Consider the following 26,969-nt stretch of genomic DNA (forward strand, 5'->3'; position numbering starts at 1 on the left):
GGCCCTGACGCGCCTCGCCGGCCGCATGGAGACCGTGCTCGGCCGCATGGTGGAGATCCCGGTGGCGCTGCTGGTGGCGGCGGAGATCGTCATCCTGTTCGCCGGCGTGCTGTCCCGCTACGTCTGGCACAGCCCGCTGATCTGGTCCGACGAGCTCGCCTCCATCCTGTTCCTGTGGCTCGCCATGCTGGGCGCGGCGGTGGCGTTCCGCCGCGGCGAGCACATGCGCATGAACATCGTCGCCGGCATGGTGGGACCGCAGGGCCGCGCCCTGCTGGAGGTGTGCGCGATCACCTTCGCCTTCGCCTTCTGCCTCATGGTGCTGCCCCATGCGCTGGACTATGCGGAGGAGGAAGCCTTCATCCGCACCCCGGCCCTGGACCTTGAGAATTCCTGGCGGGCCAGCGCCCTCGCCACCGGCCTCGCGCTGATGGTGGCGTTCGCGGTGCTCAAGCTCGTGAAGCTGGGCCGGCCGCTGCTGGTGGCGCAGGCGCTGCTCGTCACCTGTGCCATCATCGCCGGCTTCTGGCTGCTGGGGCCGAGCCTGAAAGGGCTTGGCAACTACAACCTCCTCATCTTCTTCGTCGGCGTGGTGGCGGTGTGCGTGCTCGCCGGGGTGCCCATCGCCTTCTCTTTCGGCCTGGCCACCTTCGGCTATCTGGCGCTCACCACCCGCACCCCCATGCTGACCCTGGTGGGCCGTATGGACGAGGGCATGAGCCACCTCATTCTGCTGGCGGTGCCGCTGTTCGTGTTCCTCGGCCAGCTCATCGAGATGACCGGCATGGCCAAGGCCATGGTGGCCTTTCTCGCCAGCCTGCTGGGCCATGTGCGCGGCGGCCTGCATTATGTGCTGGTGGGGGCCATGTATCTGGTCTCCGGCATCTCCGGCGCCAAGGCGGCGGACATGGCGGCGGTGGCCCCGGTGCTGTTCCCGGAAATGAAGGCGCGCGGCGCCAAGGAGGGCGACCTGGTGGCCCTGCTCTCGGCCACCGGCGCCCAGACCGAGACCATTCCCCCCTCCATCGTGCTCATCACCATCGGCTCGGTCACCGGCGTCTCCATCGCCGCTCTGTTCACCGGCGGCCTGCTGCCCGGCCTGGTGCTGGCGGTGACCCTGTGCCTGGTGGTGTGGTCGCGCTACCGGCACGAGGATCTGAGCCATGTGAAGAAGGCGGCCTGGGGCGAAATCGGCCGGGCCTTCGTCATCTCCGTGCCGGCGCTGGCGCTGCCGTTCGTGATCCGCGCGGCGGTGATCGAGGGGGTGGCCACCGCCACCGAGGTCTCCACCATCGGCATCGCCTATTCGGTGCTGGTGGGCCTCTTCGTCTATCGCCGGTTCGCGTGGCGGCGGCTTGTGCCCATGCTGGTGGAGACCGCCTCCCTGTCGGGCGCCATCTTGCTCATCATCGGCACCGCCACCGCCATGGCCTGGGGGCTCACCCAATCGGGCTTCTCGCGGGCGCTGGCCGACACCATGACCCATTTGCCGGGCGGCGCCATCACCTTCATGGCGGTGTCGGTGCTGGCCTTCATCGTGCTCGGCTCGCTGCTGGAGGGCATTCCCGCCATCGTGCTGTTCGGGCCGCTCTTGTTCCCCATCGCCCGGGCGGTGGGCATCCACGAGGTGCATTATGCCATGGTGGTGATCCTCGCCATGGGCATCGGCCTGTTCGCCCCGCCATTCGGGGTTGGCTATTACGCCGCCTGCGCCATTGGCCGGGTGGACCCGGTGGCCGGCATGCGCCCCATCCTCGCCTATCTCGTCGCTCTGTTCCTGGGCCTGGTGGTGGTCGCCGCCGTGCCCTGGTTCTCCATCGGCTTCCTGTGATCCCCAACATGAGAGACATGCCATGACGCGCGCCGCCATCGTGGGCTTTGCCCATTCCCCCTTCGGCAAGCTGGAGGATCCCGACACCGAGGCCCTCATGGGCCGCGTCACCGGCGCCGCTTTGGAGCATGCCGGCATCACCCCCGATCAGGTGGATGGCATCTTCGTCGGCGTGTTCAACGCCGGCTTCCAGAAGCAGGATTTCCAGGGCGCCATGCCGGCCCTGTCCGTGCCCGAGCTCGGCCCGGTGCCGGCGGTGCGGTTCGAGAATGCCTGCGCCACCGGATCGGCCGCCATCAATGGCGCCCTCGATTTCATCGAAAGCGGGCGCGGCCGCATCGCTTTGGTGGTGGGCGCGGAGAAGATGACCGCCAAGCCCAATGCGGAGGTGGGCGACATCCTGCTCAACGCCTCCTATCGCAAGGAAGAGGCGGATATCGCCGGCGGCTTTGCCGGGGTATTCGGCCGCATCACCGAGAACTACTTCCAGCGCTATGGCGACCGCTCGGCGGAGATCGCCCACATCGCCGCCAAGAACCACAGAAACGGCATGGCCAACCCGTTCGCCCAATTCCGCAAGGATCTCGGCTTCGAGTTCTGCAACACGGTGTCGGAGAAGAACCCCCTGGTGGCCGGGCCGCTGCGCCGCACCGACTGCTCGCTGGTGTCCGACGGCGCCGCCGCCCTCGTCATCGCCGATGAGGAAACCGCCCGCACCATGGCCCGCGCGGTGGCGTTCCGCGCCCGCGCCCAGGCCAACGACATCATGCCCATGTCGCGGCGCGATCCCATCGCCTTCGACGGTGCCCGCCGGGCCTGGGCCAAGGCCCTGGCCGACGCCGAGATGACCCTCGACGACCTGAGCCTGGTGGAAACCCACGACTGCTTCACCATTGCCGAATTGATCGAATACGAAGCCATGGGCCTCACCGCGCCGGGCGAAGGCTACAAGGCCATCCGCGAAGGCTGGACCCAGAAGGATGGCAAGCTGCCGGTGAATCCCTCCGGCGGGCTGAAGGCCAAGGGCCACCCCATCGGCGCCACCGGCGTGTCCATGCATGTGCTGGGCGCCATGCAGCTTCTGGGCGAAGCCGGCGACATGCAGATCAAGGATGCCGACACGGTGGGTATCTTCAACATGGGCGGCGCGGCGGTGGCCAATTACGTGTCGATCCTGGAACGGCTGAAGTGAGCCCCGCCCGCCGATAGCCGGCACCGCTTGGAGCGAAAACCCTGGCGCCGTCCCCGCTCCAAGAGCGAGGGACGTCGACAGGGGCGATCGCGACACATGCGCATGGAGCCGGAAGCCGCTCCGGTCAGACCTCGCCGCCGAGCCCCGGGGTCATCAAAGCAAAACGGCCCCGATGAAACATCGGGGCCGTTAATCTGAGGGGACAGGGGCCTCGCCCCCGCGCCCTGCAGCCACTCAGGCGGCCGCCACCAGGCCTCCGGCGTCGGTGACCCGGCGCTGGTGATATGGGGTGTCGCCGAACATCAGCTCAATCATGGCGAGGCGCCGGAAGTAATGGGCGCCGATATATTCCATGGTCATGCCGATGCCGCCGTGCAGCTGCACCGCGGTTTGCCCGACAAAGCGCGCCGAGCGGTTGATCTGCACCTTGGCGGCGGAGAGCGCCACGCGACGCTCGTCCGCGTCCTCGGCCGCCACCATCATGCCCCCGTAGAGCGCCATGGAGCGGGCCTGTTCCAGGGCGACGAACATGTCCACCGCCTTGTGCTGGAGCGACTGGAAGGCGCCGATGGCCACTCCGAACTGCTTGCGGGTCTTGAGATACTCCACCGTGAGATCGGTGAGCGCCTCCATCAGGCCCACCGCCTCGGCACAGACCGCGGCAATGGCGCCTTCCACCACCCGCTCCACCACCGGCAGGCCGCCATCCACGGCGCCGAGCACGGCATCGGCGGGCACGAACACGTCGGCCAGCACCACATCCGCCGCGCGCCCGCCATCCTGGGTGGGATAAGCGGTGAGCGAGACGCCCGCCGCATCCAAGGGCACCACGAACAGGGTGATGCCGGCGGCGTCGCGGCGGGCGCCGGCGGTGCGGGCGCTGACCACCAGGGTCTTCGCCGCATCGGCATTCAGCACCACGCTCTTGCGGCCATCGAGGCGGAAGCCGCCGTCCACCGCCCGGGCGGTGGTGGCCACGTCATTGAGATCGTAGCGGGCCTGCAATTCGGAATGGGCGAAGGCGAGGCGGGCCGAACCGTCGATCAGCCCCGGCAACAGCGCCGCGCGCTGGGCCTCGGTGCCGGCAAGCCGCACCGCGCCGCCACCGAGGATGACGCTGGCGAGGTAGGGCTCCGGCGCCAGCGCCCGGCCCAGCGCCTCCATCACCACCAGGGTCTCCACCGGTCCGCCGCCGAAGCCGCCATCGGCCTCCGCGAACGGCAGGCCGAGCAGGCCGAGCTCCGCCAGCTCCGCCCATTTCGCTTCCGCAAAGCCCAGGGGCTCGGCGCGGGCGGCGTCCAACGCCTCGATGCCCGCGTAGGTGTCGGCAGCCCAGCGCTGGGCGGTATCCTTGAGCAGGGACTGCTCGTCCGTGAGATCGAAATCCATCAGTTTCTCCTCACAGGCCGAGGATCGCCTTGGCGATCACATTGTGCTGGATCTCGTTGGACCCGCCATAGATGGACACCTTGCGGGTGTTGAAATAGACCGGCGCGGCGGTATCGGCCCAGGCGAACAGCGCCTCGGCGTCATTGTGGCCGGCCTCCGCGCGACCGGAGGCCAGCGCCTGCGGCCCAGCCAGCTCCAGCAGCAGCTCGGTCGTCGCCTGCTGCAGTTCCGAGCCCTTGATCTTCAGGATGGAGGAGGCCGGATCGGGCTTGGTGGGATCGCGCGTCGCCTGCGCCGCCACCACCCGCATCTGGGTGATCTCCAGCGCCTTCAGCTCGATCTCGACGGAGGCGAGACGGGAGCGGAAGTCGAGATCGTCCCACATGGTGCCGGCCCCGGCGGGGGCCGACTTGGCAAGCCGCTTGATGCGGGCGATGCGCTCCTTGGACATGCCGATGCGGGCGATGCCGGTGCGCTCGTTGGCGAGCAGGAACTTGGCATAGTCCCAGCCCTTATTCTCCTCGCCGACAAGGTTCTCCACCGGCACCTTCACGCTATCGAGGAACACCTCGTTCACCTCGTGCCGGCCGTCGATGGTGATGATGGGGCGCACGGTGACGCCCGGGCTCTTCATGTCGATGAGGATGAAGGAGATGCCCGCCTGCTTCTTGGCGGCGGGATCGGTGCGGGCGAGGCAGAACATCCAGTCGGCATACTGGCCAAGCGTGGTCCAGGTCTTCTGCCCGTCGATGATGTAATGGTCGCCCTCGCGCACCGCGCGGGTCTTGAGGGAGGCGAGGTCGGAACCGGCGCCGGGCTCGGAGAAGCCCTGGCACCACCAGTCCTCGAGGCTCTTGATGCGCGGCAGGAAGCGCGCCTTCTGCGCCTCGTTACCAAAGGTGGCGATCACCGGGCCCACCATGTGGCAGTTGAACTGCAGCGGCAGCGGCACCGCCGCCTGCATCAGCTCTTCCATGAAGATGTAGCGCTCAACGGCGCTCCAGTTCTGGCCGCCATGTTCCACCGGCCAGTGGGGCACGGCCCAGCCCTTGTCGTTCAGAATGCGCTGGGAGGACACATAGTCTTCCCGCGCCATCTTGCGGCCCTCGGAGACCTTGGCGCGGATCTCGGCGGGAATTTCGGTGCGGAAGAAGGTGCGCACCTCCTCGCGGAAGGCCACCTCTTCGGGGGTGAAGCGCAGATCCATGGCTCAGGCCTCCGGGTTGATTTCGATGAGGCCCGCGGCCCCCATGCCGCCGGCGATGCACATGGTGACCACCGCATAGCGCACGCCGCGCCGCCGGCCTTCCAGCACCGCATGGCCCACCAGGCGCGCCCCGCTCATGCCGAACGGATGGCCCACCGAGATGGCGCCGCCGTTGACGTTGCAGATCTCAGGATCGATGCCCAGCGTGTCGCGGCAATAGACCGACTGGGAGGCGAACGCCTCGTTCAGCTCCCACAGGCCGATGTCGGAGACCTTGAGGCCCTGGCGCGCCAGCAGCCGCGGCACCGCGTGCACCGGGCCGATGCCCATCTCGTCCGGCTCGCAGCCGGCGGTGGCATAGCCGCGGAAGATGCCGAGCACCGGCGCGCCGATGCGCGCCGCCTCGGTGGAGGACATGAGCACCGAGGCGGAGGCGCCATCGGAGAGCTGGGAGGCATTGCCGGCGGTCACGAATTCGCCCTCGCCGCGCACCGGCTTCAGCTTGGAAAGGCCCTCCAGGGTGGTCTCGGGCCGGTTGCCCTCGTCCTTGGCGAGGGTCACCGTTTCGCGGCGGGTCTCGCCGGTGTCCTTGTTGGTCAGCTCCTTCTCGACGGTGATCGGAACGATCTCATTGTCGAACACGCCAGACGCCTGGGCGGCGGCGGTGCGCTGCTGGCTGGCGAAGGAGAATTCATCCTGCGCCGCGCGGGTGACGCCATAGCGCTTGGCCACCGTGTCGCCGGTCTCGATCATGGAGACGTAGACGTCGGGCTTGTGGGCGGAAAGCCAGTCGTTGCGATAGAGCTCGCGATTGACCGGCTGCACCAGCGAGATGGATTCGACGCCCCCCGCCACGGCCACCGGCACGCCATCCATGACGATGCGCTTGGCGGCGTGGGCGATGGCCTCCAGGCCCGAGGCGCAGAAGCGGCTCACGGTGACGCCGGTGGCGGTCACCGGAATGCCGGCCACCAGCGCCCCGTGGCGGGCGACGTTGCCGCCGGTGGCCCCTTCCGGATAGCCGCAGCCCATGACCACTTCTTCCACGCTGGCCGGATCCACCGCGCCGCGGGCCAGGGCATGGCGGATGGCGTGGGCGGCCATGTCCGCCCCCTTGGTGATGTTGAGGGCTCCCCGCTGCGCCTTGCCGATGGGCGTGCGCGCGGTGGAGACGATGACGGCATCGACCATGAACGCTTCCTCGTCTTGATTTCAGTGTGTTTCGGGAGTGGTGCGGGCGATGGCGGCGGCGGCCGCGGCCTCGACGTCGGCGGCGACTTCCGCCATCAGCACCTTGGGCAGGAGCTTGCCCACCGGGCTGCGCGGCAGCGCCTCGCGGAATTCGAGGGCCCGCGGCATCTCGTGCCGGCCCAGGCGATCGGCCAGGAAGGTGGTGAGCTCGTCCAGCGTGAAGGGCGCCGCCCCCGCCTTCAGCTTCACATAGGCCTTGGCGGACTGGCCGCGATAGGCATCCGGCACGCCGATGACGATGACTTCCTCCACCGCCGGGTGCTCGTAGATGGCGTTCTCCACCGCCGCCGGATAGACGTTGAAGCCGGACGAGATGATCATGTTCTTGCGCCGGTCGACGATCTCGAACAGACCTTCCTCGTCCATGCGCCCCATGTCGCCGGTGAGGAACCAGCCGTCGTGGAAGGCGCCGGCGGTGCCCGCCGGATCGTCGAGATAGCCCTTGAACACGTTGGGGCCACGGATGGCGATCTCGCCCACCTCGCCCACCGGCAGGGTGCGGGCGGGGTCATCCATGGCGACGATGCGCAGGGCGAGGCCCGGCAGCGGCACGCCGATGAGGCCGGGCCGGCGCGGCACCCGCTCCGGCACCCGCGAGCCCGCCGGCGCCGTCTCGGTCATGCCCCAGCCATTGTTGAGCTGGAGGCCGACGAGCCGTTCGATGCGCGCCTGCACCTCGAACGGCAGCGGCGCGCCGCCGGAGACGCAGGATTTCAGCGACGAGAAATCCACCGCCTCCACCCCCGGCCGGTTCAAAAGCGCCACCCACATGGTGGGCACGCCGGAGAACTGGCTGGCCTTCAGCGCGCTCACGTCGTGGATCAGCGTCTCCACGTCGAACCGCTGGCGCAGCAGGATCTCGTTGCCGTCGCGCAGGTGGCGCAGCAGCACGGTGGTGAGGGCGTAGATGTGGAACAGGGGCAGCACCGCGATGATGCGCTCCTGGCCTGCCACCAGCGGCCGCCCACCATCGCGCCACAGCCGGTACATGGCGACGGCGGCGGTGAGGTTGCCGTGGCTCAGCATGGCCGCCTTGGGCAGTCCGGTGGTGCCGCCGGTGAATTGCAGCACGGCGATGTCGTCCACCGCCGGCAGGGGCGCGGTCAGCGGCGCATCCCGCGGCACGGCGCCAAGGTCGCGGACGCCGGGCTGGTCGGGCATGGGCAGAGCGGGCACCTCGCCGGCGCCGAAGCGGGCGTCGTCCCCCACCAGCACCGTGTCGACGACGCCTTCGGCCAGCATCTCCAGCGCGTGCGGCAGGAAGCCGGGCAGATTGGTGGTGATGAGCCGCCGCGCGCCGGTGACCTTCAGTTTGTGGACGATCTCCCGGCGCGCATCGAGCGCCGAGATGTGCACCACCCTGGCGCCCAGCCGGGTCAAGGCGAAGAAGGCGAGCGGGTGATAGGGCGTGTTCGGCAGCAGCAGGGCCACATTGTCCCCGAGCCCCACGCCCTCGGCGGCAAAGCCGCTGGCGAGGCGCTCCACCTCCCGGGCCAGGGCGCCATAGGTGATCTTGGCGCCGCGGAAATCCAGGGCCGGCTTGTCGGCCCCGGCGGCAACGCCGGCCGCCAGCAGCTCCGGCAGGGTGGTGATGTCGAGCGGCGCCGCCCAGTCGCAGACGTCCGGGAAATGCGCCTGCCAGGGCATCGCCTCCGCCCCGGCGCCGGGTGTTCCGGGGGCCTTCGCCCCTTCACCGGCCATCACGCCGCATCCCGGGCGGCGAAGGAGCCGGCGCCGGCGGCGAGCTGGCGCAGCAGGGCGCAGGGGGCGAGGCTCGCGTCGCCGGTCTCGGCCGCGAAGCGCTCCAGCCCGGCAACGATGGTCGCCAGCCCCACCTCCTCGGCCCATTGCATGGGGCCGCCGGTGAAGGCCGGCCAGTTGTAGCCGTTGACCCAGATGATATCGATGTCGCCGGAGCGGGCGGCGATCCCCTCTTCCAGGATCTTCGCCCCCTCGTTGACCATGGGATAGAACAGCCGGGCGAGGATTTCGTCGGGCGTGAAGCTGCGCCGGGCGATGCCGCGCGCCGCCGCCAGGGCGCCGATGAGCGCCTCGGTCTCCGGGTCCCGCGCGCCGGCGCGCGCGCCGTCCGGGTAGAGATAGAAGCCGCGGCCGGTCTTCTGGCCGAATCGGCCCTGCTCGGCCAGGGCATCGGCCACCGGCGCGTTCACCGCCTTGTCTCCGGCCGCCTTGCGGGCGCGCCAGCCGATGTCGAGGCCGGCCAGGTCCGCCATGGCGAACGGCCCCATGCGGAAGCCGAAATCGGTCACCGCCGCATCCACCTCATGGGGCAGCGCGCCGGCCAGCAGCAGGCGCTCGGCCGCCTCGGTGCGCTTGGCCAGCATGCGGTTGCCGACGAAGCCGTAGCACACGCCCACCACCACCGGCAGCTTGCCGAGGGTGCGGCCGAGCCCCATGGCGGTCACCAGAACGTCAGGCGCAGTCTGCGCCCCGCGCACCACTTCCAGCAGACGCATCACATTGGCCGGGCTGAAAAAATGCAGCCCCACCACATCCTGTGGCCGCCCGGTGGTGGCGGCGATGGCGTCCACGTCCAGATAAGAGGTGTTGGTAGCGAGGATGGTGCCGGGCTTCGTCAGCCTGTCGAGGGCGCCGAAGATCTCGGCCTTGACCCCCATGTCCTCGAACACGGCTTCCACCACGATGTCGGCATCGGCGGCAGCCTCGAGCCCCACCGCCGGCAGGATGCGCGACAGGCGCTCGGCCATGGCCTCCGCCGTGAGGGACCCGCGCTTCACCGAGGTTTCGTAATTGGCGCGGATGCGGGCCATGCCGACCTCCAGCGCCTCCGGCTTCACCTCGATCAGGGTGACCGGAATGCCGGCCTGGGCGAAGCACATGGCGATGCCGCCGCCCATGGTGCCGGCGCCGATCACCGCCGCCTTGGCGATGGGCCGCGCCTTCACCTCCTTGCCGATGCCGGGAATGCGCGCCGCCTCGCGCTCGGCGAAGAAGATATGGCGCAGGGCCCGGGCGCTCGGATCATTGACCAGAGCGGAAAAGCGGGCCCGCTCCACGGCGAGCGCCTCAGTGAACGGCTGATCGAGACAAGCCCGCACCGCGTCGATGAGGGCCGGCACATTGGGCACCCGGCCGGCGCGCTTCAGGGCGGCGGCGGCCGCCGCCTCGAAGGCGGCCCGATCCTCGGGGCTGAACTTGTCGGCCCGCGCACGGGTCTTGGTCCAGCCGCCGGCCGCCGCGAGGCGCACCGCCAACGCGATGGCGGCGGCCAGAAGATCACCTTCGGCGATCTCGTCGACCATGCCGAGGGCCAGGGCCTTGCGCGCGTCCACCGGATCCCCGGAGGACATGAGGGCAAAGGCCGGCCCCGCGCCGATGATGCGGGGCAGGCGCTGGGTGCCGCCGGCGCCGGGGATGAGCCCCAGCTTGATCTCGGGCAGGCCCAGCTTGGCGCCGGGCGCCGCCACCCGCCCATGACAGGCGAGAGCCAGCTCCAGGCCACCGCCCAAGGCCGCGCCATTGAGGGCGGCCACCACCGGCTTGGCGCAATCCTCGATCACCGCCACCACCTCGGGCAGCGACGGCGGCAGCGGCGGCTTGCCGAATTCGGAGATGTCGGCACCGGCCACAAACACCTTGCCCTCCGCCGCCAGCACCAGCGCGCGCACGGCGGAATCGGCGACGGCCGCGGCCACCGCCTCGACCAGGCCGGAACGAACGGCGACGCCCAGCGCATTGACGGGCGGATTGACGATGGTGAGCACGGCAACGCCGTCGGTGATCGCAGTATGGACCGAAGCCATCTTCCCTCCCCATGAATTCTGCATTGCGGAATTATGATCTGCAGTTTTCAAAGACGTGCCCCGCCGAACCCAGACTTGTCAAGGCCACAGACGGGCACAAGATGGTGCCATAGTACGATATGATATAAAAATGTTCCGACCTGCAGAATTCTAATCTGCAGAATTGACACCGCCGGTGTGACCATGCCATGCATCTCGGGCACCGCGGCACGCCAAAGCCGGGGCAAACAGAACGCGGGAGACACCTGCGCGATCGGGAGGAACTTCAGTGGCGGCTTGGTCCGTCACCCGGTGCATCGCCACCGGCCCTCATCCCATCGCCGGATCACCGCAGGAGGCGGACACCTCGGCCCCCGGCCGTGCGCGTTCGCCTTCCACTGCAGCAAGGGAGGCGGCCGCCACCGGAACCCCGGACGGCACCGGCTCCCGGCGTCGGACACGCTCTGGGAGGAAATTCATGGTCCGCAAGACACTCGCGTCCGCGACGTTCGCTCTCGCCCTGGCGGCGGGCAGCGCCGGCGCCCACGCCGAGGACGCCCCGAAAACCTTCACCATCGGGGCCCACATGCCGCTCACCGGCACGCTGGCGCGCTCCGGGCAGGCCTTCGACGAGGGCATGCAGGTGGCGGTGAAGATGTGCAATGCCATCTCCCCCAAGTACAAGGTGAAGGTCGAGGTCATCGACGACGAGAGCACGCCGGCGAAGGCGGTTTCCGCGGTCGAGAAGCTGGCCTCGAGCGGCGCCGTCGCCATCATCGGCGGCTACGGCTCCAACATCGTCGGCCCCGCCTCCGATGCATCCGACAAGCTGGGCAAGACCTACATCACCGCCGGCGCGGTCAGCGACGAGCTTACCGCCCGCGGGCTGAAGACCTTCTTCCGCATCAACAACAATGCCGGTTACGAACGGGGCATTGCCACGCTTCTCACCGATCTGAAGCCGAAGTCGGTGTCCATCATCGCCTCCACCAAGGAGGCGCCGGCGCTGCTGGCGGCAGGCCTCGACAAGGACCTCACGGCGGCCGGCATCAAGGTGACGGTGCACAAGTTCGATCCCGCCATCACCGATTTCAAGCCGATCATCAACAAGATCAAGCTGCAGGATAAGCCGGACATCATCATGATGTCGGCCTATGAGAACGACTATGTGGGCATCATCCGCGCCGCCAAGGTGCTGAAGCCCAACGTGAAGCTGATCGTCGGCACCTGGTCGCTGGCGACCCCCAAGATGTACACCGAATTCCCCGACCTCATGGGCAATGTGGTGGGCACCTCGTTCCTGCCGTTCCCGGTCGAGGTGAAGAGCGAGGAAGGCCAGACCTTCGCAAAGCTCTACAAGGAGATGTACAAGAAGGACATCGAGTATCTCTCCACCTTGAGCTTCGTGGAAACCATGGTGCTGTGCGACGGCATCTTCCGCGCCGCCGAGGCCGGCACCCTCGAAAGCGGCGGCCTGTCGGACGAGATGCGCAAGACCGACCGCGACAGCCTGCTCGGCCGCATCCAGTTCGACCAGACCGGCGACAACCCCAACTTCTCCCTCTCCATGGGCCAGCACCGCGACGGCAAGATCGTGCTGGTGTCGCCCAAGTCCGCCGCCACCGGCGAGATCGTCTACCCGGGCCTGCCCTGGTGACGTCCCTGCCGCGGGCCCATCCGTGCCCGCGGCCCCGCCCCCTTCCCCGACAGCTTGTGCTCCCGTCGAGGTGACATGACCGAACTCGTTCTGCAGGCGCTGTTTTCCGGCGTGCTGATCGGCGGCGTCTATGCGCTGGTGGCGCTCGGCCTCGCCCTCGCCTTCGGCGCTATGCGCATTATCAACCTGGCCCATGGCGAACTGGTGCTGCTGGCCGCCTACATGGCCTATCTGGTGGAATCCCGCACCGGGCTCGACCCCTATTTCGCCATTCCCCTGGCCCTGATCGTGGTCGGCGTGGCGAGCTGGATCCTGTTCCTGCTGGTGGACCGCATCAAGGACCACCGGGAGCTCAACTCCCTCATCCTCACCTTCGCCATTGGCATCATTCTCACCAATGCCATCCTGCTGCTGTTCGCCAGCGATGTGCGCACCACCAGCTCCGCCTTCCTGCAGGATGCGGTGTCGTTCGGCGACGTCTACGCCATGCGCGGCGAGCTGATCGCCTTCGTCCTGGCGCTGGTGCTCATGGGCGTGCTGTGGTGGTGGCTCAAGTCCAGCTGGTACGGGCGCGCGGTGCGCGCGGTGTCGTCCAATCGCGGCGCCGCCCAGCTCATGGGCATCAACCCCACCCGCATCGAAACCGTGTCGTTCCTGGTGGCCGGCGCCCTCGCATCGTTCGCCGGCATCGCCCTCTACACCATGAGCGTGGTGCAGCCGGCCACCGGCCATGCGCTCACCGTGAAGGCCTTCATCATCACCGTGCTGGCCGGCGTCGGCTCCATCCCCGGGGTGTTCCTGGGCGCGGTGCTGCTGGGCCTCACCGAGGCGCTCACCGTCACGTTCGCCAGCTCCGCCCTGCAGGAACTCGCCGGCATGGTGCTGTTCCTGCTCGTTCTGTTCTTCATGCCGAACGGCCTGTTCGGCGCGCGCGCCCGCCGCGGCTGAAAGGCGAGCCATGAGCCACTCTGCATCCCATCCCGCCGCCGGTTCCCCAGCCGGTTCCTCCACCGCCCGAGGCATCGCCCTCGGCGCCGGCCTCCTGGTGCTCGCGCTAGTGCCCCTCATGGTGGGCGCCAGCCCCTACATGCTGGGCCTTCTGATCTCCGCCCTGATCCTCGCCGGCCTTGCCTTGTCGTGGGCGCTGCTGGGCAATCTCGGCGGCATGGTCTCGTTCGGCCACGCCGCCTTCTTCGGCGTCGGCGCCTATGCCTCCGCCCTGCTGGCGGCCCGGCTCAACGTGCCGGTGCTGCTCGCCATTCCCATCGGCGGGCTGTTCGCCACCCTCTCCTCCCTCGCCATGCTGCCGGCGCTGCGATTGTCCGGGCCCTATTTCGCCCTGGCCATCCTCGCCTACGCGCAGATCTTCCGCATTCTCGCCACCGAGCTCGACTGGCTCACCGGCGGCGCCGCCGGCCTGCAGCGCTTCCCCAGCCTGCCCACCGTGTTCGGCCTCGACCTGTCCGAGCGCGCCGGCAGCTATGTGCTGGTTCTGGCCTGCGTGGTGCTGTTCGCGCTGGTCTATGTCGTCATCCGCCGCAGCCACGTGGGCACCGCCCTGCGCGCCATCGCCGAGAGCGAGGACGCCACCCGGGTGGTGGGCGTGAACGCCACCGTGCTGAAGACCTGGATGCTGCTGCTCTCCGCCTTCATCGCCGGCGTGTTCGGGGCCCTCAATGCCCACATCATCGGCTTTCTCGAACCCGATTATGCCTTCTCCGGCATCTGGAGCGTCATGCCCATCATCGCCGCGGTGTTCGGCGGATACCGCACCGTGCTCGGCCCCATCGTCGGGGCGGTGGTGATCTATCTGTTCGACCAGGTGGTGGCCAAGAGCCTGATCCCGGTGGGGCACCAGATCCTGCTCGGCATCGTGCTGGCGGTGATGGTGCTGGTGGCCCCCAACGGGCTCTCCGGCCTCGTCGCCCGCCTCTTCCCCCGCTCGGAGAAGCACCATGCTGAAGCTTGACGCCGTCACCGTCCGCTTCGGCGGCCTCACCGCCCTCTCGGACGTCTCCTTCGAGATCCCTCAGGGCGAGATCCTCGGCCTCGTCGGCCCCAATGGCGCCGGCAAGACCACCTTGTTCAACTCCATCTCGGGCCTGGTGAAGGCCCGGGGCCAGATCACCTTCGATGGCAAAAACGTCATCCGGCTACCGCTCCATCGCCGGGCGCGGGTGGGCATCGGCCGCACCTTCCAGATCCCCCAGCCCATGCACCATCTCTCGGTGCGGGAAAATCTCGCGGTGGCTCAAGTGTTTGGCGCCGGGCGCTACGACCCCAAGCGGATCGACGAGATCCTCACGGTGATGGAACTCTCCCACAAGGCCGACGCGGACGCCGCCTCCGCCCTCGCCCTGCAGGAGCTGAAGCGGCTGGAGATCGCCAAGGCCCTCGCCACCGAGCCCAAGCTGCTCCTCCTCGACGAGGTGCTGGCCGGCCTGGAGAGCAACGCCAAGCGCACATTCATGTTGAAGCTCAGGGAGTTGCACCGCCTGTTCGGGCTCACCATCGTGATCGTCGAGCACGACATCGAGACGATCTCGGAACTGTGCACCCGCGCCGTGGTGCTGAACTTCGGCCAGCTCATCGCCGACGGCACACCGGCCGAGGTGTTCGCCAATCCGGCGGTGATGGAAAGCTACACGGGGACCGCCCATGCTTGAGACCCGCAACCTCACCTCCGGCTATGGCGCCATCACCGTGCTGTGGGATGTGAACCTCACCTTCCGCGAAGGTGCGCTGACCGCCATCGTCGGCCCCAACGGCGCCGGAAAAACCACGCTGCTGCGGACGCTTACGGGCCTCCTGCCCTATCAGGGCGAGATCCTGCTGGGCGGCCAGCCGCTCAAGGGCAAGACCTGGGATCTCGCCGCGCAGGGCATCGTCATGGTCCCGGAAGGCCGGCTGGTGTTCCGCGACATGTCGGTGGAGGAAAACCTCTATCTGGGCGCCTATCCGGAGCGCTGCCGGGCCGACCTCGCCACCAATCTGGAGCGCATGTACACTTTCTTCCCCCGCCTCAAGGAGCGCCGCCACCAACTGGCCGGCTCGCTCTCCGGCGGCGAGGCGCAGATGGTGGCCATGGGCCGCGGGCTGATGGCGAAACCCCGCATCCTGCTCATCGACGAGCCTTCCCTGGGCCTCGCCCCGGTGATCGTCAACGAGGTGTTCGACATCATCCGCAAGCTGAAGGGTGAGGGCACCACCATCATCCTCATCGAGCAGAACACCCGCATGGCCTTGTCGGTGGCCGATGATCTCCACCTGATGCGCTCGGGCAAGGTGGTGATGTCGGAGCCCGCCGCCGGCGTCGACATCGACCGCCTCCACGACCTCTATTTCGCGCGGGAGGGACAGGCCCAGTGAGCACCGCGGAAAGCCGCCTGCCGCCGGCGCTGCGCGGCACCCTGTCCCTGCCCGTCATCGCCTCGCCCATGTTCATCCTCTCCGGTCCGGAGCTGGTGATCGCCGAGTGCCTGGCCGGCGTGGTCGGCGCCTTTCCCGCCCTCAACGCCCGCGCCCCGGAGACGCTCGACGACTGGCTCCGGCGCATTAAGACGGAACTTGCCGCCGCCCGCGCCCTGGACCCCACCCGGCGCATCGCGCCGTTCGCGGTCAACCAGATCGTCCATGCCTCCAACGACCGGCTGGCCCAGGACATGGAGACCTGCGTCGCCCATGAGGTGCCGCTGATCATCACCTCCCTGCGCGCCCCCGGCGAGGTGGTGCGCCAGGCCCATTCCTATGGCGGCGTGGTGTTCCATGACGTGACCACCGTGCGCCATGCGGAAAAGGCGCTGGAAGCGGGGGTGGATGGCCTCATCCTGGTGTGCGCGGGCGCCGGCGGCCATGCCGGCACCCTCAGCCCGTTCGCCCTGCTCAGCGAGGTGCGGCGCTTCTATGACGGCCCCATCGCTCTGGCCGGCGCCATCACCACCGGCGACGGCATCCTGGCGGCCCAGGCGCTGGGGGCCGACCTCGCTTATATGGGCACCCGCTTTATCGCCACCGCCGAATCCCGCGCGGTGCCCGCCTACAAGGAGATGATCGCCGGCTCGGCGGCCTCCGACATCCTCTACTCCCCCTTCTTCACCGGCGTTCCGGGGAACTACCTGAAGCCCTCGGTGGTCGCCGCCGGCCTCGACCCCGAGGCCTTGCCCCATGGGGACAAGAGCGCCATGAATTTCGGCTCGGGCCGGGTGAAGGCCTGGCGCGACGTGTGGGGGGCCGGCCAGGGGGTGGGCACCATATCCGACGCGCCGCCGGTGGCGAATATGGTCGCCCGCCTGGTGGACGAATATGCGCAGGCCCGCCAGCGCCTTGCCACCACGGCCGCAGCCTACGCGACCTGAAACACTTATCCCCAGCACCCAAACTCCAGGCGACGCGGCAGACGTCGCCGGAAACCACAGGAGACGCCCATGGCCCCGAGCCTCGTCATCAGCGATCCGCACCCGCGCGTACGCCAGCTCACCATCTCCCGCCCCGAGCGGCGCAACGCGCTCGATCGCGCGACCTATGGCGCCCTTGGCGCGGCGCTGAGCGCGGCGGCGGACGACGACGACGTGGGCGCGGTAGTGCTCACCGGCGCCCAGGGCTGCTTCACCGCCGGCAATGACCTTGCTGATTTCCAGGACACCTCGGACACTGGCGAGCCCAGCGCCGGGCTCACCTATCTCGGCGTGCTCTCCACCTTCCCCAAGCCCGTCATCGCGGCGGTCGAAGGCTTCGCGGTGGGCATCGGCACCACCATGCTGCTGCATTGCGATCTCGCCTATGCCGGTGGCGGCGCCCGCTTCCGGCTGCCGTTCGTCAATCTCGGCCTGTGCCCGGAAGGCGCCTCGAGCTATCTGCTGCCGCGGGTGGCGGGCACCAAGAAGGCAGCCGAGCTGCTGCTGCTGGGCGAGCTGTTCGGCGCCGAGACCGCCCGCGAGGCCGGCATCGTCAATGCCGTCACCGCCGAAGGCGGAGCGCTCGATCTCGCCTTGGAGAAAGCGCGCGCCCTGGCGGTGCTGCCGGCGGAATCGCTCATCGCCACCAAGCGCCTGCTGCGGGCAGCGACGGCCGCCCCGGTGACGCAGGCGCTGCACCTGGAGGCGGAGAGCTTCCATGCCCTGCGGCGCGGCCCGGCCGCCCAGGCGGCATTCGCGGCGTTCTTCAAGAAACAGCCATGAGTGGGGCCAGCGCGCCGAATCCACGATAATGGAGCCCGAGCAGCGGCCCCGCGCCGCCCGGCACGCCCCGGCACGCGGCGACACTGAGGTTTTCGCCATGACCCGGAATGAAACACCGGCCGACATCGAGGCCGACAGCGACGGCAAGGACGACCGTCACTTCATCACCGCCCTGGCCCGCGGCCTGGAGGTGCTTGCCTGCTTCAAGCGCGGCGAGACCTTCCTGGCCAATCACGAGATTGCCGAGCGCTGCAAGCTGCCGCGCTCCACGGTGTCGCGCCTCACCTACACGCTGACCAAGATGGGCTACCTGCACTTCGTGGAGGAGGTGGGCAAATATCGGCTCGGCACCCAATTGGTGGCGCTGAGCACAGTGGCCCTGGGCGGCCTCGATGTGCGCCAGATCGCCCGTCCGGCGATGCGGGACCTCGCCAATTTCTCCAGCGCCACCGTGGGGCTGGCGGTGCGGGACCGGCTGTCCATGCGCTATGTGGAATCGCTGCGGGGCCCGGCCGCCATCTCCCTCAATATCGATGTGGGCGTGCGCATGTCCATCGCCCGCTCGTCCATCGGCCGCGCGTTCATCGCCGTGCTGAACGAGGCGGAACGGGCGCCGCTGTTCGAGGAGCTGCGCATGCTCGATCCGTTGGCCTGGCCGCAGGTGCGCGACAGCCTCCACAAGGCCATGGACGATTATGCGAGGCTCGGGGTGTGCTGCTCGTTCGGCGACTGGCAGGAAAGCGTCAGCGCCATCGCCGTGGGCTTCCGGCCCGGCGGTGGCCTGCCGCCCATGGCCATCAATTGCGGTGCGCCCACCGTCATCTCTCCCCCCCAGTTCCTGCTCGACGAGGTGCGCCCGCGCCTGATCGAGATGGTGCGCCGCCTGGACGGCGTAATGGGGGCCTGAAGCCCGCCGCCCCTGAAGCGCCCCGTGAAGCGCGCGTTGAAGCGCCCCTTGTAGCGCCCGTTGGAGTTGCCGTTGATGACCCACACCCCCTCCACCCCGGATGCCGACCTGCCATTGGCCGGCGTGCGCGTGCTCGACCTGTCGCGCATCCTCGCCGGCCCCTGGTGCGCCATGGTGCTGGGCGATCTCGGCGCCGACGTGATCAAGGTGGAGCACCCCGGCCGCGGCGACGACACCCGCGACTGGGGCCTGAGAACCGGCACCAGCAACACCTCCTATTTCGACAGCGTCAATCGCAACAAGCGTTCCATCGGCATCGATCTCGCCACCGCCGAAGGGGTCGCCCTGGTGAAGGCGATGGCGCGCGAGGCCGACGTGGTGGTGCAGAATTTCAAGACCGGAGGCGCCGACAAGCTGGGCCTCGGCTATGCCGATCTCTGCGCCGTGAACCCCCGCCTCATCTATTGCTCCATCGCCGGCTACGGCTCCGATGGCCCAGAGGCGACGCGGCCCGGATACGACCTCGTGGTTCAGGGCGAGGCGGGGCTGATGGCGCTCAATGGCGAGGCCAGCCAGCCGCCGCTGAAATTCGGCGTCGCTGCTGTCGATCTCTTCACCGGCCAATATGCGGCCCAGGCGGTGCTGGCGGCGCTCTACCAGCGCGAGCGCACCGGGCGCGGCCGCCAGATCGAGCTGGCGCTCTTTGACTGCGGGCTCACCCTCACCAGCTATTACGGCCTGGAGGCTCTGGCCCAGCGGCAGGACCCGCCGCGCTATGGCAATGCTCACCCCTCCATCGTGCCCTATGGCGTGTTCCAGGCCGGCGATGGCCCGCTGGTGCTGACGGTGGGCAACAATGCCCAGTTCAAGCGCTTCTGCGAGGTCATCCTCGATCGTCCAGACCTACCGGCGGACCCACGTTTCGCCACCAATCTGGAACGCTCGCGCAACCGGGCGGCACTGCTGCCGATCCTGGAAGCGGAGCTTCTGAAGCATCGCCGCGCCGATCTGCTGGCGGCGCTGAAGGCCGCCGGCATCCCTGGCGGCGAGGTGCTGGGGCTGCTGGAGGCGCTCACCTCGGCGCGGGCCGAGGCCGCCGGCATGGTGGTCAGCGGCACCGCCGACACCGGGCAGCCGCGCCATGTGCTGGCGCCGCCCTACCGCATGGACGGGCAGCGCATGCCGGTGCGCCGCATGCCCCCCGCCCTGGCCGGCGACACCGCCGCCGTGCTCGGCGCGGAGCTGGGCCAGTCGCCCGAACAACTGGCCCAATTGCAGGCCCGCTCCGTCGTCCGCTGAGGCGGCAAAAGACGTTGTCCCGGCACGATCGGCTATCGTGCCGGGACTCCGGATCGCCGCCGACCGTCCCCCGAACCGGATCGCGACGATCATCCGTGACCGCCGCCTAGCCCAGCTCGGAGCCGACGCGACCAGCCCGGCGCCGCATCAGCGCCATGCCCACCGCCGTCAGCACCAGCACCAGCGCACCGGCGAGCTCGGTCTGCCGGATCGGCACCATCAGCAGCACCGCACCCACCAGCACCGCGCCACGCTCCAGCGTGCCGATGGTGCCCACCCGGTAGATGTAGCCTTCCACCGCGCAGCACAGGAGCACGGTCGCCACCACCGCGGTGCCCACCGAGACGACAATGTTGAAGACATCCCCCTGCAGCAGCAGACCCGGGTTGTAGACGAACATGAAGGGCAGGATGAACAGCACCAGCCCCAGCCGCATGGAGGCGAACCCCGTCTCCAGCCCGCGCGCCCCGGCGATCTGCGCAGCGGCGATGGAGGCCAGGGCCACCGGCGGCGTGATGTAGGAGAGCATGCCCCAATAGAGCACGAACAGGTGCGCGCCCAAGGGGTTGAGCCCGAGCCCCACCAGCGCCGGGGCCAGCACCGTGGCGAGGAAGATGTAGCAGGCGCTGACCGTCATCCCCATACCCAGCACGAAGCTGGTGAGCGCGCCGAGCAACAGCAGCAGCAGCACGTTGTTGCCGCCATAGAGCACCAGCTCGCGAGAGAAGGCGCTGCCCACCCCGGTCATGGCCAGCGACCCGACGATCAGGCCGATGCCGCACAGGGTCGCCACCAGATAGGCGATGTTGCCGGTCACATCGAGCAGCAGCTCGCGCACGGTGCGCAGCGGCAGCACGCGGCGGGTGGCCACCATGCCCAGCACCAGCATGATCGCCGTGGCGTAATAGGCGGCGCGATCGGGGCTGGAGACGAACAGGAGCACCACCAGCACCACCAGCGACGCCAGATGGTGCCAGCCGCCCCGCACCGTGGCCAGCAGCCTCGGCAGTTGGTCGCGCCCCACCCCGCGGATGCCGGTGCGTGCGGCGAACACATCGGCCTGGATGAACAGCGCCAGGTAATAGAGCAGCGAGGGCACCACCGCCGCCACCACGATGGTGGTGTAGGAGGTGTCGAGGAACGAGGCCATGATGAAGGCCACCGCCCCCATCACCGGCGGCATCAAAGTACCCCCGGTGGAGGCGCAGGCTTCCATCGCCGCGGCATAGGTGGGGGGATAGCCGGCCCGCTTCATGGCCGGAATGGTCAAGCGCCCGGTGGTGAGCACGTTGGAGATGACGCTGCCCGACAGCGAGCCGAACAAAGCGGAGGAGAGCACTGCCACCTTGGCCGGTCCGCCGCGGCTGCGGCCCATGAGGGCCATGGACAGATCCATGAAGAACTGCCCGCCGCCCATGACGCTGAGCACCGAGCCGAAGATGATGAAGCCCACCAGGGCATCGGCCACCACCCGCAACGGCATGCCGATGACGCTCTCCGCGCCCATCACATGGGCGGCCAGCGTTTCGGACAGGTTGAGCTGCGTGCCCCACAGAAAGCCGGGCATGGAGCCGGCGAACAGGGGATAGGCCGCGAACACCACGCAGATGGCGAGCAGCACCAGGCCGCCGGTGCGGCGCACCGCCTCCAGCGCCAGCAGCACCACGATGGCGCACACCGCCACGGCGAACGGCGGGGCCACCACCTCCCAGCCGCTGGTGATGATGGTTTCCGCCTCGAACGCCAGATAGCCACCGGTGAGCAAGGCGAGGACCGCGCAACCCCAGTCGAACGGCGTCACGTCGCCATCGCTGCCCCGGGCCGGCTGCAGCAGGAAGGCCGCCGCCAGGAACAGGCTCACGAGGACGTAATAATACCGGTTGGCGAGCAACGGCAGCACGCCGGCGATTTCAAGATTGAAGCTCTGCGCCGTGATGATGGCGAGGCCGGCGCCGCCAAGCAGCAGTAGCGCCGCCTTGACGGCACCGCGGACCCGTGGGGCCGGCGTGACCTCGGCCGCGGCGGCACGGACCTGCCCATTCTGGGATGGATCGGACATGGGGGTTCCTCCTGGACACACCCGTGCCGCGCGCGGCACGGGCCGGACCGCAAAGCTCAGTTCAGATGCTGCTTGCGATAGGTGTCCCAGAAGGCGGGCCAATCGGCATCGGCAACCTTCTTCTCGGCGGCCAGGGTGCGCGCGGTGCTCCAGGCGGCGCGCACCGCTTCGAGCCGGGCCAGGCGGGCCGTGTTCCAGGCCTCGTCCCGGTCCGTCCACACGCCGATCTCCTTCAGATAGCGGATGGCGCCGGAATGGAACGGCGCGTCCGACGGCGCGGTGCCGGCATCGGCGAGGCGCCACCCGGGCATGGCATTGGTGGCGCCGGAATAAAGGCCATAGGTCTTGTCCAGGGCCTTGAGGAACTCATAGACGTCCTCGTCCGAAGCGTTGGCATAGACGGAGATCATCGGGTAGCGCACGGCGAACAGCTCCGCCGGCTTCTCCGGCGACAAGCCGGCGCCGGCGGTGGCCGTCACGGGCGCGAAGAAGTCGGCCACCGAGGTGATCGCCTTCCAGCCCGCCGCATTGTCCTTCGGCAACGGCACCCAGGCGATGCCCCGCTGGGACTCCAGCTCGTAGAGCGCCGCCGCGGTGGGCGTGGTGCCGGCCACGTCGGCCTGGCCGTTCACCAGCGCCTGCAGCGCCGCGCCATAGGACGGCACCTCCACCACATGCACGTCGTCCCAGGTCAGCCCGCCGAAGGCCAGCATGGCCTCTACCTTGATGTTGATGGACGGGTTGGCCTTGATGCGCGGCACCCGTTTGCCACGCACGTCGGCGACGCTCTTGATGCCGCTGTCGGCAGCGGTGGCGAGGCCGAAGGTGGACGGGCGCCCCGCCAGCACCCGCAGATCCTGCGGACCCCAATCGGCGGCGGCAAAATCATAGGTGCCTTCGGTGGCGAAATAGAGCTCGTCGGCCAGCCACCCATATTGCGCGCGGCCGGTCTTGAGCGGCAGCAGGCGGGCGATGGAGGTGCCCGAGGGCATCAGCCGCACCCGCGTGCCATAGGCCTTGCCGAAGGCATCGGCGATGGCGGACGCTTCCACGAAGCCGCTGGAGCCCACGTCATAGGTGGCCCACACCATGCTCGACGGCAGCTTCGGCTCCGCCGCGCCCGCGGCACCCGCGCTGACGGCAAGCCCGATCGACAGGGCAAGCGCCCTGACATTGAAGTGCTTCATCATGTCCTCCCGACATCTGATCTGAATTGGCGTGATCAGTTCTGGTGGGTCCGTTGGCGCGGCACCACACCGTGTTGCGTCAGTTCTTCCGCCTCTTTCGCCTCGATCCCGGCCTCGGCCAGGATCTCCGCCGTCTGCGCACCGAAACCCGGCGGCGGACGGCGATAACTCGCCGCCGAGCGGCTGAGCCGGATCGGCGCCGCGAGGCCGCGATAGGCCCCCATTTCCACCACCATGCGCCGATGGGCCGTATGGGGATGGGCCAGGGCCTCGGCCACATCAAGAATGGCGCCGGCGGGCACGCCGGCGGCGATGAGGCGGGTGGCGAGTTCTTCCCCGTCGAACGCCGCCAGCGCGGCTTCCAGCGCGCCCTTCAGCGCCGCCCGGTTCTCCACCCGCGCGCCATTGGTGAGAAAGCGCGGATCCGTCGCGAGGTCAGGCGCGCCGATGGTGGCGCACAGCTTGCGGAACTGCCGGTCGTTGCCCACGGCGAGATAGATGGGGCGGGTGCCGGTGGCATAGGTGGAATAGGGCGCGATATTGGGATGGTCGTTGCCGGTGCGCTGCGGCAGCCGGCCGGAGAGGAAATAGTTCGCCGCATGGGGATGGAGCAGCGACAGGGCGGAGTCGAACAAGGTCGCCTCCACCGATTGGCCGCGCCCCGTCTGCACCCGGTTCTGCAGGGCAAGGAGAATGCCGAGAGCGGCGTTGAGCCCCGTCACCATATCCACCACCGGCAGGCCGACGCGGGTGGGCTCGCCACCGGCCACGCCATTGACGCTCATGATGCCGCCCATGGCCTGCAACACCGCATCGTAGCCCGGCAGCCCGCCAAGCGGGCCATCGGCGCCGAAGCCGCTCACCCGGCAGTGGATGAGGCGGGGAAAACGCGCGGCCAGAACCTCCTCATAGCCCAGCCCCCACTTCTCCAGGGTGCCGGTCTTGAAATTCTCCACCAGCACATCGGCCCCCTCCAGCAGCCGCAGCAGCACCTCGCGGCCAGCCGGCTGGGTGAGATCGAGGGCCATGGAGCGCTTGTTGCGGTTGACCCCGAGGAAATAGGAGGCTGTGCCATCGAGAAAGGGCGGGCCCCATTCCCGCGTCTCGTCGCCGCCCGGCGGCTCGATCTTGATAATGTCGGCGCCATGGTCACCGAGGATCTGGGTGGCGAAGGGGCCGCCGAGCACACGGCTCAGATCCACCACCTTCAGGCCGGCAAGGGCGCCGGTGGCGGGCGCAGCGGCGCTTTCCAGCGCCTCGATCGGGGCGTGGGCACTCATTCCGCCGCCTCCCGCGCGAGGGATTGGGCGTCGCCGATCAGGAGCTCGATCTCGGCGGCCTCGTCCGCGACGCGCCGCAGCGGATCGCTCGGCATCAGCTTGTGCCGCAGCACCGCGCCGGCGATGGCCTGGCGCAGGCCGGACCGGGCGTTGGTCTGGGCCTCAATGCGAGCGTTTTCCCAGCTCAGCACCGTGGCCGAGGTGGCGTTGTAGACAGCGGTCGCCGCCTCCCGCACCTGCGCCTCACGGCTCTTGTCGTGGGCGACCGCATGCAGCAAATCCACCGCCGCCTTCACCCGGTCGGCAAGGCCGTCCGGCAGACGCTGGGGACCGATCTCCCGCTGCAATTCATCAAGATAGCCGGAGAGCGCCTCCAGGGCGCCTTCGCGGCGGGTGGCGCGGGCCACGTCGAGGGCGACGATATTGCTGGTGCCCTCCCAGATGGACCCGAGATGGGCATCGCGCAGCACCCGGGCATCGGACCATTCCTCGATATAGCCGCAGCCCCCGCGCACCTCCATGGCATCCCCCGCCACCTTGCGGGCATCGCGGCAGGTGCGGAACTTGATCAGCGGCGTGAGGATGCGCAGCACCTTGGCCATGCGGGCATCGCCCGCGTCGGCCGCCTCCAGCACCCGGGCGGTGTGGAACACCATGGAGCGACCCTGCTCGGCGGTGACCTGCATCTTGGCCAATTGGCGCCGCATCAGCGGCAGGTCCGAAAGGCGCGCGCCGAAGGCGGTGCGGTTGCGGGCAACGAACAGCGCCTCGTTCACCGAGCGGCGCATCAGGCCCGCCGACCGCACGCCATTGGCGAGGCGCGACATGTTGATCATGTCGGTCATCTGCTTGAAGCCGGAATTGGGCTCGCCCACCAGATAGGCTTCCGCCCCCTCCAGCATGATCTCGCCAGAGGCCATGGAACGGGTGCCGAGCTTGTCCTTCAGCCGCAGGATCCGATAGGCGTTGCGCCGCCCGTCCGGGAGATGGCGGGGCAGCAGGAACAGGGACAGCCCGCGGGTGCCGGCTCCCGCCCCCTCGGGACGCGCCAGCACCATGCCGAGCGCGGCATCGGGATTGGAGCAGAACCACTTGTCGCCATAGAGGCGCCACACCCCGTCCTCGAGGCGCGCGGTGCACTCAATGGCCCCCACGTCGGAGCCGGCCACCTGCTCGGTCATGAACATGGAGCCCTGGGCCAGGGTCTCCAGATCTTGGCTGGTCAGCGCCTCGAAATAGCGCGACACCAGTTCCGGCGCGCCAAACTTCACCAGGGTGCGGGTGAGGGAGTCCGTCATGCTGAGGGGGCAGCACAGGCCGAACTCCGCCTGCACGAACAGATAGACCAGCGCATATTTCACCAGCGGCGGCAGCTTGTCCGGCGCCCCGAACACTCCCGGGCGATGGGACATGGCGGCCAGGCCGAAATCGCCGAAGGCCACCTGCTCCAGCTCCACATAGGCCGGATGCTTCACCACGCGCTCGTCGGCGACCCCATTGCGGGCGCGAATGACGAGGCTGGGCGGGTTCTTGTCGGCGGTCAGCGCCAGCTGCTCCAGCCGGTCGCCCACCAGCGCGCCCATGCGCTCCAGGCGCGGCAGCACCCGCTCCAGCATCTCGGGGGCGAGATAGACCCGCAGCAGATCGAGAAAACCGGGATCCGCATGAAACACATTCATGCCGGCACTGTCGGGGATGTTGCGGTGAACCGCAGCGGCCATGTCGTCCTCCCTGTCCGCCGAGTGTCTCGGTCGTGGTGCATTGGGGGGAGGATCAGCGCCTTGCGATTTGAAATCCAATATTGAGTTTGTATTCTGTGATAGCGAAATAGCTATGGATGGAGCCGATGGCCATCACCTTTCGGCAGTTGCAGCACTTCCTGGTGCTGTCCGAGCAGCTCCATTTCGGGCGCGCTGCCCGTGCCCTCCACATCTCCCAGCCGCCCCTGAGCGCCAGCCTCAAGCAGCTGGAGGAGCATCTGGGCTTCCAGCTCATCGAGCGCACCAGCAAGTCGGTGCGCCTCACCCCGGCCGGGGCGGTGTTCGCCAGCCACGCCGCGCGCATCCTCGGCCAGTTGCAGGCGGCCCAGGAGGTCGCCGGCCAGACCGCGCGGGGCACCGTGGGCAAGCTGACCGTGGCGTTCGTGCCCTCCATGCTCTACCGCCGCCTGCCGGTGCTGCTGAAGGGGTTCCAGGATCGCTTTCCGCAGGTGGAGCTGCACCTGCAGGAGATGAACTCCACCCGGCAGATCGAGCAGATCCTCAATCACAAGGTCGACGTGGGCTTCGTGCACGCGACGCCGTTTCCCGACACGGTGGCGACCCTGTCCCTGGAGGTGGAGCGGCTGGTGTGCTGCCTGCCTTTACGTCACCGGCTCGCCGGCCGCAGCCGGCTCTCGCTCCGGGAACTGGCAGGCGAGAAGATCCTGGTGTTCGCCCGCGACTTCGCCGCCCACTACCATGATCGGATCGTCGGCCTGCTGCGGGCGGCCCATGTGGAGCCGCACCTCAACTACCACATCCAGCACTGGTTCACGGTGGTGGCGCTGGTGAGCCAGGGCATGGGCGTCTCCATCGTGCCGCGCTCCCTCAGCACCAGCCATTTCGCCGATGTGGCCTATGTGGAACTGGACGAGGCCACCGCCGCCCACGAGGTGGCCCTCGCCTGGCGCGCCGATGGCGCCACCGATGCCTGCCGCGCCTTCGTGGCCAGCATCCGCGAGCAGTACCGACCCCTGCCCACCGAGCCCTGACAGGCGCCACGAAATGG

The 26,969-nt window shown here is 68.8% G+C and carries 21 protein-coding genes; 12 read left to right on the plus strand and 9 right to left on the minus strand.

Features of this window, described 5'->3' with window-relative positions; translation table 11 throughout:
• The first annotated feature begins 25 nt into the window (after window positions 1-25).
• The gene (locus MEU52_RS02625) at window positions 26-1,831 is read left to right on the plus strand and encodes a TRAP transporter large permease (RefSeq protein WP_238122011.1); all 1,806 of its coding nucleotides are present in this window, start codon (window positions 26-28) and stop codon (window positions 1,829-1,831) included.
• A gap of 22 nt (window positions 1,832-1,853) precedes the next feature.
• The gene (locus MEU52_RS02630; RefSeq protein WP_238121486.1) at window positions 1,854-3,023 is read left to right on the plus strand and encodes an acetyl-CoA acetyltransferase; all 1,170 of its coding nucleotides are present in this window, start codon (window positions 1,854-1,856) and stop codon (window positions 3,021-3,023) included.
• Between the two features lie 234 nt (window positions 3,024-3,257).
• Here the strand turns inward: MEU52_RS02630 and MEU52_RS02635 are convergent, their stop codons facing one another.
• From MEU52_RS02635 to MEU52_RS02655, 5 genes are read right to left on the minus strand one after another with little or no spacing between them, the layout of a single operon-like run.
• Window positions 3,258-4,412, minus strand: a complete 1,155-nt coding sequence (locus tag MEU52_RS02635; protein ID WP_238121484.1) for an acyl-CoA dehydrogenase family protein — start codon at window positions 4,410-4,412, stop codon at window positions 3,258-3,260.
• A 10-nt stretch (window positions 4,413-4,422) separates the two neighbouring features.
• A complete protein-coding gene (locus MEU52_RS02640; RefSeq protein ID WP_238121483.1) occupies window positions 4,423-5,619 on the minus strand; it encodes an acyl-CoA dehydrogenase family protein in 1,197 nt (398 codons plus the stop codon).
• Window positions 5,620-5,622: 3 nt separating this feature from the next.
• Complete coding sequence (locus tag MEU52_RS02645) at window positions 5,623-6,810, minus strand: acetyl-CoA C-acyltransferase (protein WP_238121481.1); 1,188 nt, start codon at window positions 6,808-6,810, stop codon at window positions 5,623-5,625.
• Between the two features lie 21 nt (window positions 6,811-6,831).
• Window positions 6,832-8,571: an AMP-binding protein gene (locus tag MEU52_RS02650; RefSeq protein WP_238121479.1), complete on the minus strand. Its 1,740-nt coding sequence runs from the start codon at window positions 8,569-8,571 to the stop codon at window positions 6,832-6,834.
• Window positions 8,571-10,655, minus strand: coding sequence for a 3-hydroxyacyl-CoA dehydrogenase NAD-binding domain-containing protein (locus MEU52_RS02655; protein ID WP_238121477.1), 2,085 nt, complete (start codon window positions 10,653-10,655; stop codon window positions 8,571-8,573). The genes MEU52_RS02650 and MEU52_RS02655 overlap by 1 nt, the downstream gene beginning before the upstream one ends.
• Before the next feature lie 457 nt (window positions 10,656-11,112).
• Here MEU52_RS02655 and MEU52_RS02660 point away from each other — a divergent pair, with 457 nt between their 5' ends.
• The 9 genes from MEU52_RS02660 to MEU52_RS02700 all read left to right on the plus strand — a co-directional run bounded on the left by MEU52_RS02660 (window position 11,113) and on the right by MEU52_RS02700 (window position 19,674).
• A complete protein-coding gene (locus MEU52_RS02660) occupies window positions 11,113-12,291 on the plus strand; it encodes an ABC transporter substrate-binding protein (protein ID WP_238121475.1) in 1,179 nt (392 codons plus the stop codon).
• Between the two features lie 75 nt (window positions 12,292-12,366).
• Window positions 12,367-13,239 carry a branched-chain amino acid ABC transporter permease gene (locus tag MEU52_RS02665; protein ID WP_238121473.1) on the plus strand — a complete coding sequence of 291 codons (873 nt, stop codon included), beginning with the start codon at window positions 12,367-12,369 and terminating at the stop codon, window positions 13,237-13,239.
• A gap of 10 nt (window positions 13,240-13,249) precedes the next feature.
• Window positions 13,250-14,260, plus strand: coding sequence for a branched-chain amino acid ABC transporter permease (locus tag MEU52_RS02670; RefSeq protein WP_238121470.1), 1,011 nt, complete (start codon window positions 13,250-13,252; stop codon window positions 14,258-14,260).
• Window positions 14,247-14,957: an ABC transporter ATP-binding protein gene (locus MEU52_RS02675; RefSeq protein WP_238121469.1), complete on the plus strand. Its 711-nt coding sequence runs from the start codon at window positions 14,247-14,249 to the stop codon at window positions 14,955-14,957. The genes MEU52_RS02670 and MEU52_RS02675 overlap by 14 nt, the downstream gene beginning before the upstream one ends.
• Window positions 14,950-15,660, plus strand: coding sequence for an ABC transporter ATP-binding protein (locus MEU52_RS02680; RefSeq protein WP_238121467.1), 711 nt, complete (start codon window positions 14,950-14,952; stop codon window positions 15,658-15,660). The genes MEU52_RS02675 and MEU52_RS02680 overlap by 8 nt, the downstream gene beginning before the upstream one ends.
• A gap of 68 nt (window positions 15,661-15,728) precedes the next feature.
• Window positions 15,729-16,646, plus strand: coding sequence for an NAD(P)H-dependent flavin oxidoreductase (locus tag MEU52_RS02685; protein WP_238122010.1), 918 nt, complete (start codon window positions 15,729-15,731; stop codon window positions 16,644-16,646).
• A gap of 69 nt (window positions 16,647-16,715) precedes the next feature.
• The gene (locus MEU52_RS02690; RefSeq protein ID WP_238121466.1) at window positions 16,716-17,468 is read left to right on the plus strand and encodes an enoyl-CoA hydratase-related protein; all 753 of its coding nucleotides are present in this window, start codon (window positions 16,716-16,718) and stop codon (window positions 17,466-17,468) included.
• Between the two features lie 97 nt (window positions 17,469-17,565).
• Window positions 17,566-18,375 carry an IclR family transcriptional regulator gene (locus tag MEU52_RS02695; RefSeq protein WP_238121463.1) on the plus strand — a complete coding sequence of 270 codons (810 nt, stop codon included), beginning with the start codon at window positions 17,566-17,568 and terminating at the stop codon, window positions 18,373-18,375.
• 75 nt (window positions 18,376-18,450) lie between these two features.
• Window positions 18,451-19,674: a CaiB/BaiF CoA transferase family protein gene (locus MEU52_RS02700; protein WP_238121461.1), complete on the plus strand. Its 1,224-nt coding sequence runs from the start codon at window positions 18,451-18,453 to the stop codon at window positions 19,672-19,674.
• Between the two features lie 106 nt (window positions 19,675-19,780).
• Here the strand turns inward: MEU52_RS02700 and MEU52_RS02705 are convergent, their stop codons facing one another.
• From MEU52_RS02705 to MEU52_RS02720, 4 genes are read right to left on the minus strand one after another with little or no spacing between them, the layout of a single operon-like run.
• Complete coding sequence (locus tag MEU52_RS02705) at window positions 19,781-21,733, minus strand: TRAP transporter permease (protein ID WP_238121460.1); 1,953 nt, start codon at window positions 21,731-21,733, stop codon at window positions 19,781-19,783.
• Window positions 21,734-21,789: 56 nt separating this feature from the next.
• Window positions 21,790-22,923, minus strand: a complete 1,134-nt coding sequence (locus tag MEU52_RS02710) for a TAXI family TRAP transporter solute-binding subunit (protein ID WP_238121458.1) — start codon at window positions 22,921-22,923, stop codon at window positions 21,790-21,792.
• 32 nt (window positions 22,924-22,955) lie between these two features.
• The gene (locus tag MEU52_RS02715) at window positions 22,956-24,200 is read right to left on the minus strand and encodes a CaiB/BaiF CoA transferase family protein (protein WP_238121456.1); all 1,245 of its coding nucleotides are present in this window, start codon (window positions 24,198-24,200) and stop codon (window positions 22,956-22,958) included.
• Window positions 24,197-25,921: an acyl-CoA dehydrogenase family protein gene (locus MEU52_RS02720; protein WP_238121454.1), complete on the minus strand. Its 1,725-nt coding sequence runs from the start codon at window positions 25,919-25,921 to the stop codon at window positions 24,197-24,199. Before MEU52_RS02720 ends, MEU52_RS02715 begins: the two co-directional genes overlap by 4 nt.
• Window positions 25,922-26,046: 125 nt before the next feature.
• Between MEU52_RS02720 and MEU52_RS02725 the strand changes: the two genes are divergently transcribed.
• Complete coding sequence (locus MEU52_RS02725; protein ID WP_238121453.1) at window positions 26,047-26,952, plus strand: LysR family transcriptional regulator; 906 nt, start codon at window positions 26,047-26,049, stop codon at window positions 26,950-26,952.
• Window positions 26,953-26,969: the final 17 nt, after the last annotated feature.

Origin of the sequence: Xanthobacter sp. NM-25, assembly GCF_022138605.1 — a bacterium.
Taxonomy (GTDB): domain Bacteria; phylum Pseudomonadota; class Alphaproteobacteria; order Rhizobiales; family Xanthobacteraceae; genus Xanthobacter.

Bases quoted from the DNA above. Each gene is read 5' to 3' on its own strand.
- MEU52_RS02690 (WP_238121466.1), top strand. From the start codon at position 16,716: ATGGCCCCGAGCCTCGTCATCAGCGATCCGCACCCGCGCGTACGCCAG.
- MEU52_RS02655 (WP_238121477.1), bottom strand. From the start codon at position 10,655: ATGGCTTCGGTCCATACTGCGATCACCGACGGCGTTGCCGTGCTCACC.
- MEU52_RS02650 (WP_238121479.1), bottom strand. From the start codon at position 8,571: ATGGCCGGTGAAGGGGCGAAGGCCCCCGGAACACCCGGCGCCGGGGCG.
- MEU52_RS02660 (WP_238121475.1), top strand. From the start codon at position 11,113: ATGGTCCGCAAGACACTCGCGTCCGCGACGTTCGCTCTCGCCCTGGCG.
- MEU52_RS02640 (WP_238121483.1), bottom strand. From the start codon at position 5,619: ATGGATCTGCGCTTCACCCCCGAAGAGGTGGCCTTCCGCGAGGAGGTG.
- MEU52_RS02725 (WP_238121453.1), top strand. From the start codon at position 26,047: ATGGCCATCACCTTTCGGCAGTTGCAGCACTTCCTGGTGCTGTCCGAG.
- MEU52_RS02710 (WP_238121458.1), bottom strand. From the start codon at position 22,923: ATGATGAAGCACTTCAATGTCAGGGCGCTTGCCCTGTCGATCGGGCTT.
- MEU52_RS02645 (WP_238121481.1), bottom strand. From the start codon at position 6,810: ATGGTCGATGCCGTCATCGTCTCCACCGCGCGCACGCCCATCGGCAAG.
- MEU52_RS02665 (WP_238121473.1), top strand. From the start codon at position 12,367: ATGACCGAACTCGTTCTGCAGGCGCTGTTTTCCGGCGTGCTGATCGGC.
- MEU52_RS02720 (WP_238121454.1), bottom strand. From the start codon at position 25,921: ATGGCCGCTGCGGTTCACCGCAACATCCCCGACAGTGCCGGCATGAAT.
- MEU52_RS02675 (WP_238121469.1), top strand. From the start codon at position 14,247: ATGCTGAAGCTTGACGCCGTCACCGTCCGCTTCGGCGGCCTCACCGCC.
- MEU52_RS02680 (WP_238121467.1), top strand. From the start codon at position 14,950: ATGCTTGAGACCCGCAACCTCACCTCCGGCTATGGCGCCATCACCGTG.
- MEU52_RS02705 (WP_238121460.1), bottom strand. From the start codon at position 21,733: ATGTCCGATCCATCCCAGAATGGGCAGGTCCGTGCCGCCGCGGCCGAG.
- MEU52_RS02625 (WP_238122011.1), top strand. From the start codon at position 26: ATGGAGACCGTGCTCGGCCGCATGGTGGAGATCCCGGTGGCGCTGCTG.
- MEU52_RS02700 (WP_238121461.1), top strand. From the start codon at position 18,451: ATGACCCACACCCCCTCCACCCCGGATGCCGACCTGCCATTGGCCGGC.
- MEU52_RS02685 (WP_238122010.1), top strand. From the start codon at position 15,729: ATGTTCATCCTCTCCGGTCCGGAGCTGGTGATCGCCGAGTGCCTGGCC.
- MEU52_RS02695 (WP_238121463.1), top strand. From the start codon at position 17,566: ATGACCCGGAATGAAACACCGGCCGACATCGAGGCCGACAGCGACGGC.
- MEU52_RS02670 (WP_238121470.1), top strand. From the start codon at position 13,250: ATGAGCCACTCTGCATCCCATCCCGCCGCCGGTTCCCCAGCCGGTTCC.
- MEU52_RS02715 (WP_238121456.1), bottom strand. From the start codon at position 24,200: ATGAGTGCCCACGCCCCGATCGAGGCGCTGGAAAGCGCCGCTGCGCCC.
- MEU52_RS02635 (WP_238121484.1), bottom strand. From the start codon at position 4,412: ATGGATTTCGATCTCACGGACGAGCAGTCCCTGCTCAAGGATACCGCC.
- MEU52_RS02630 (WP_238121486.1), top strand. From the start codon at position 1,854: ATGACGCGCGCCGCCATCGTGGGCTTTGCCCATTCCCCCTTCGGCAAG.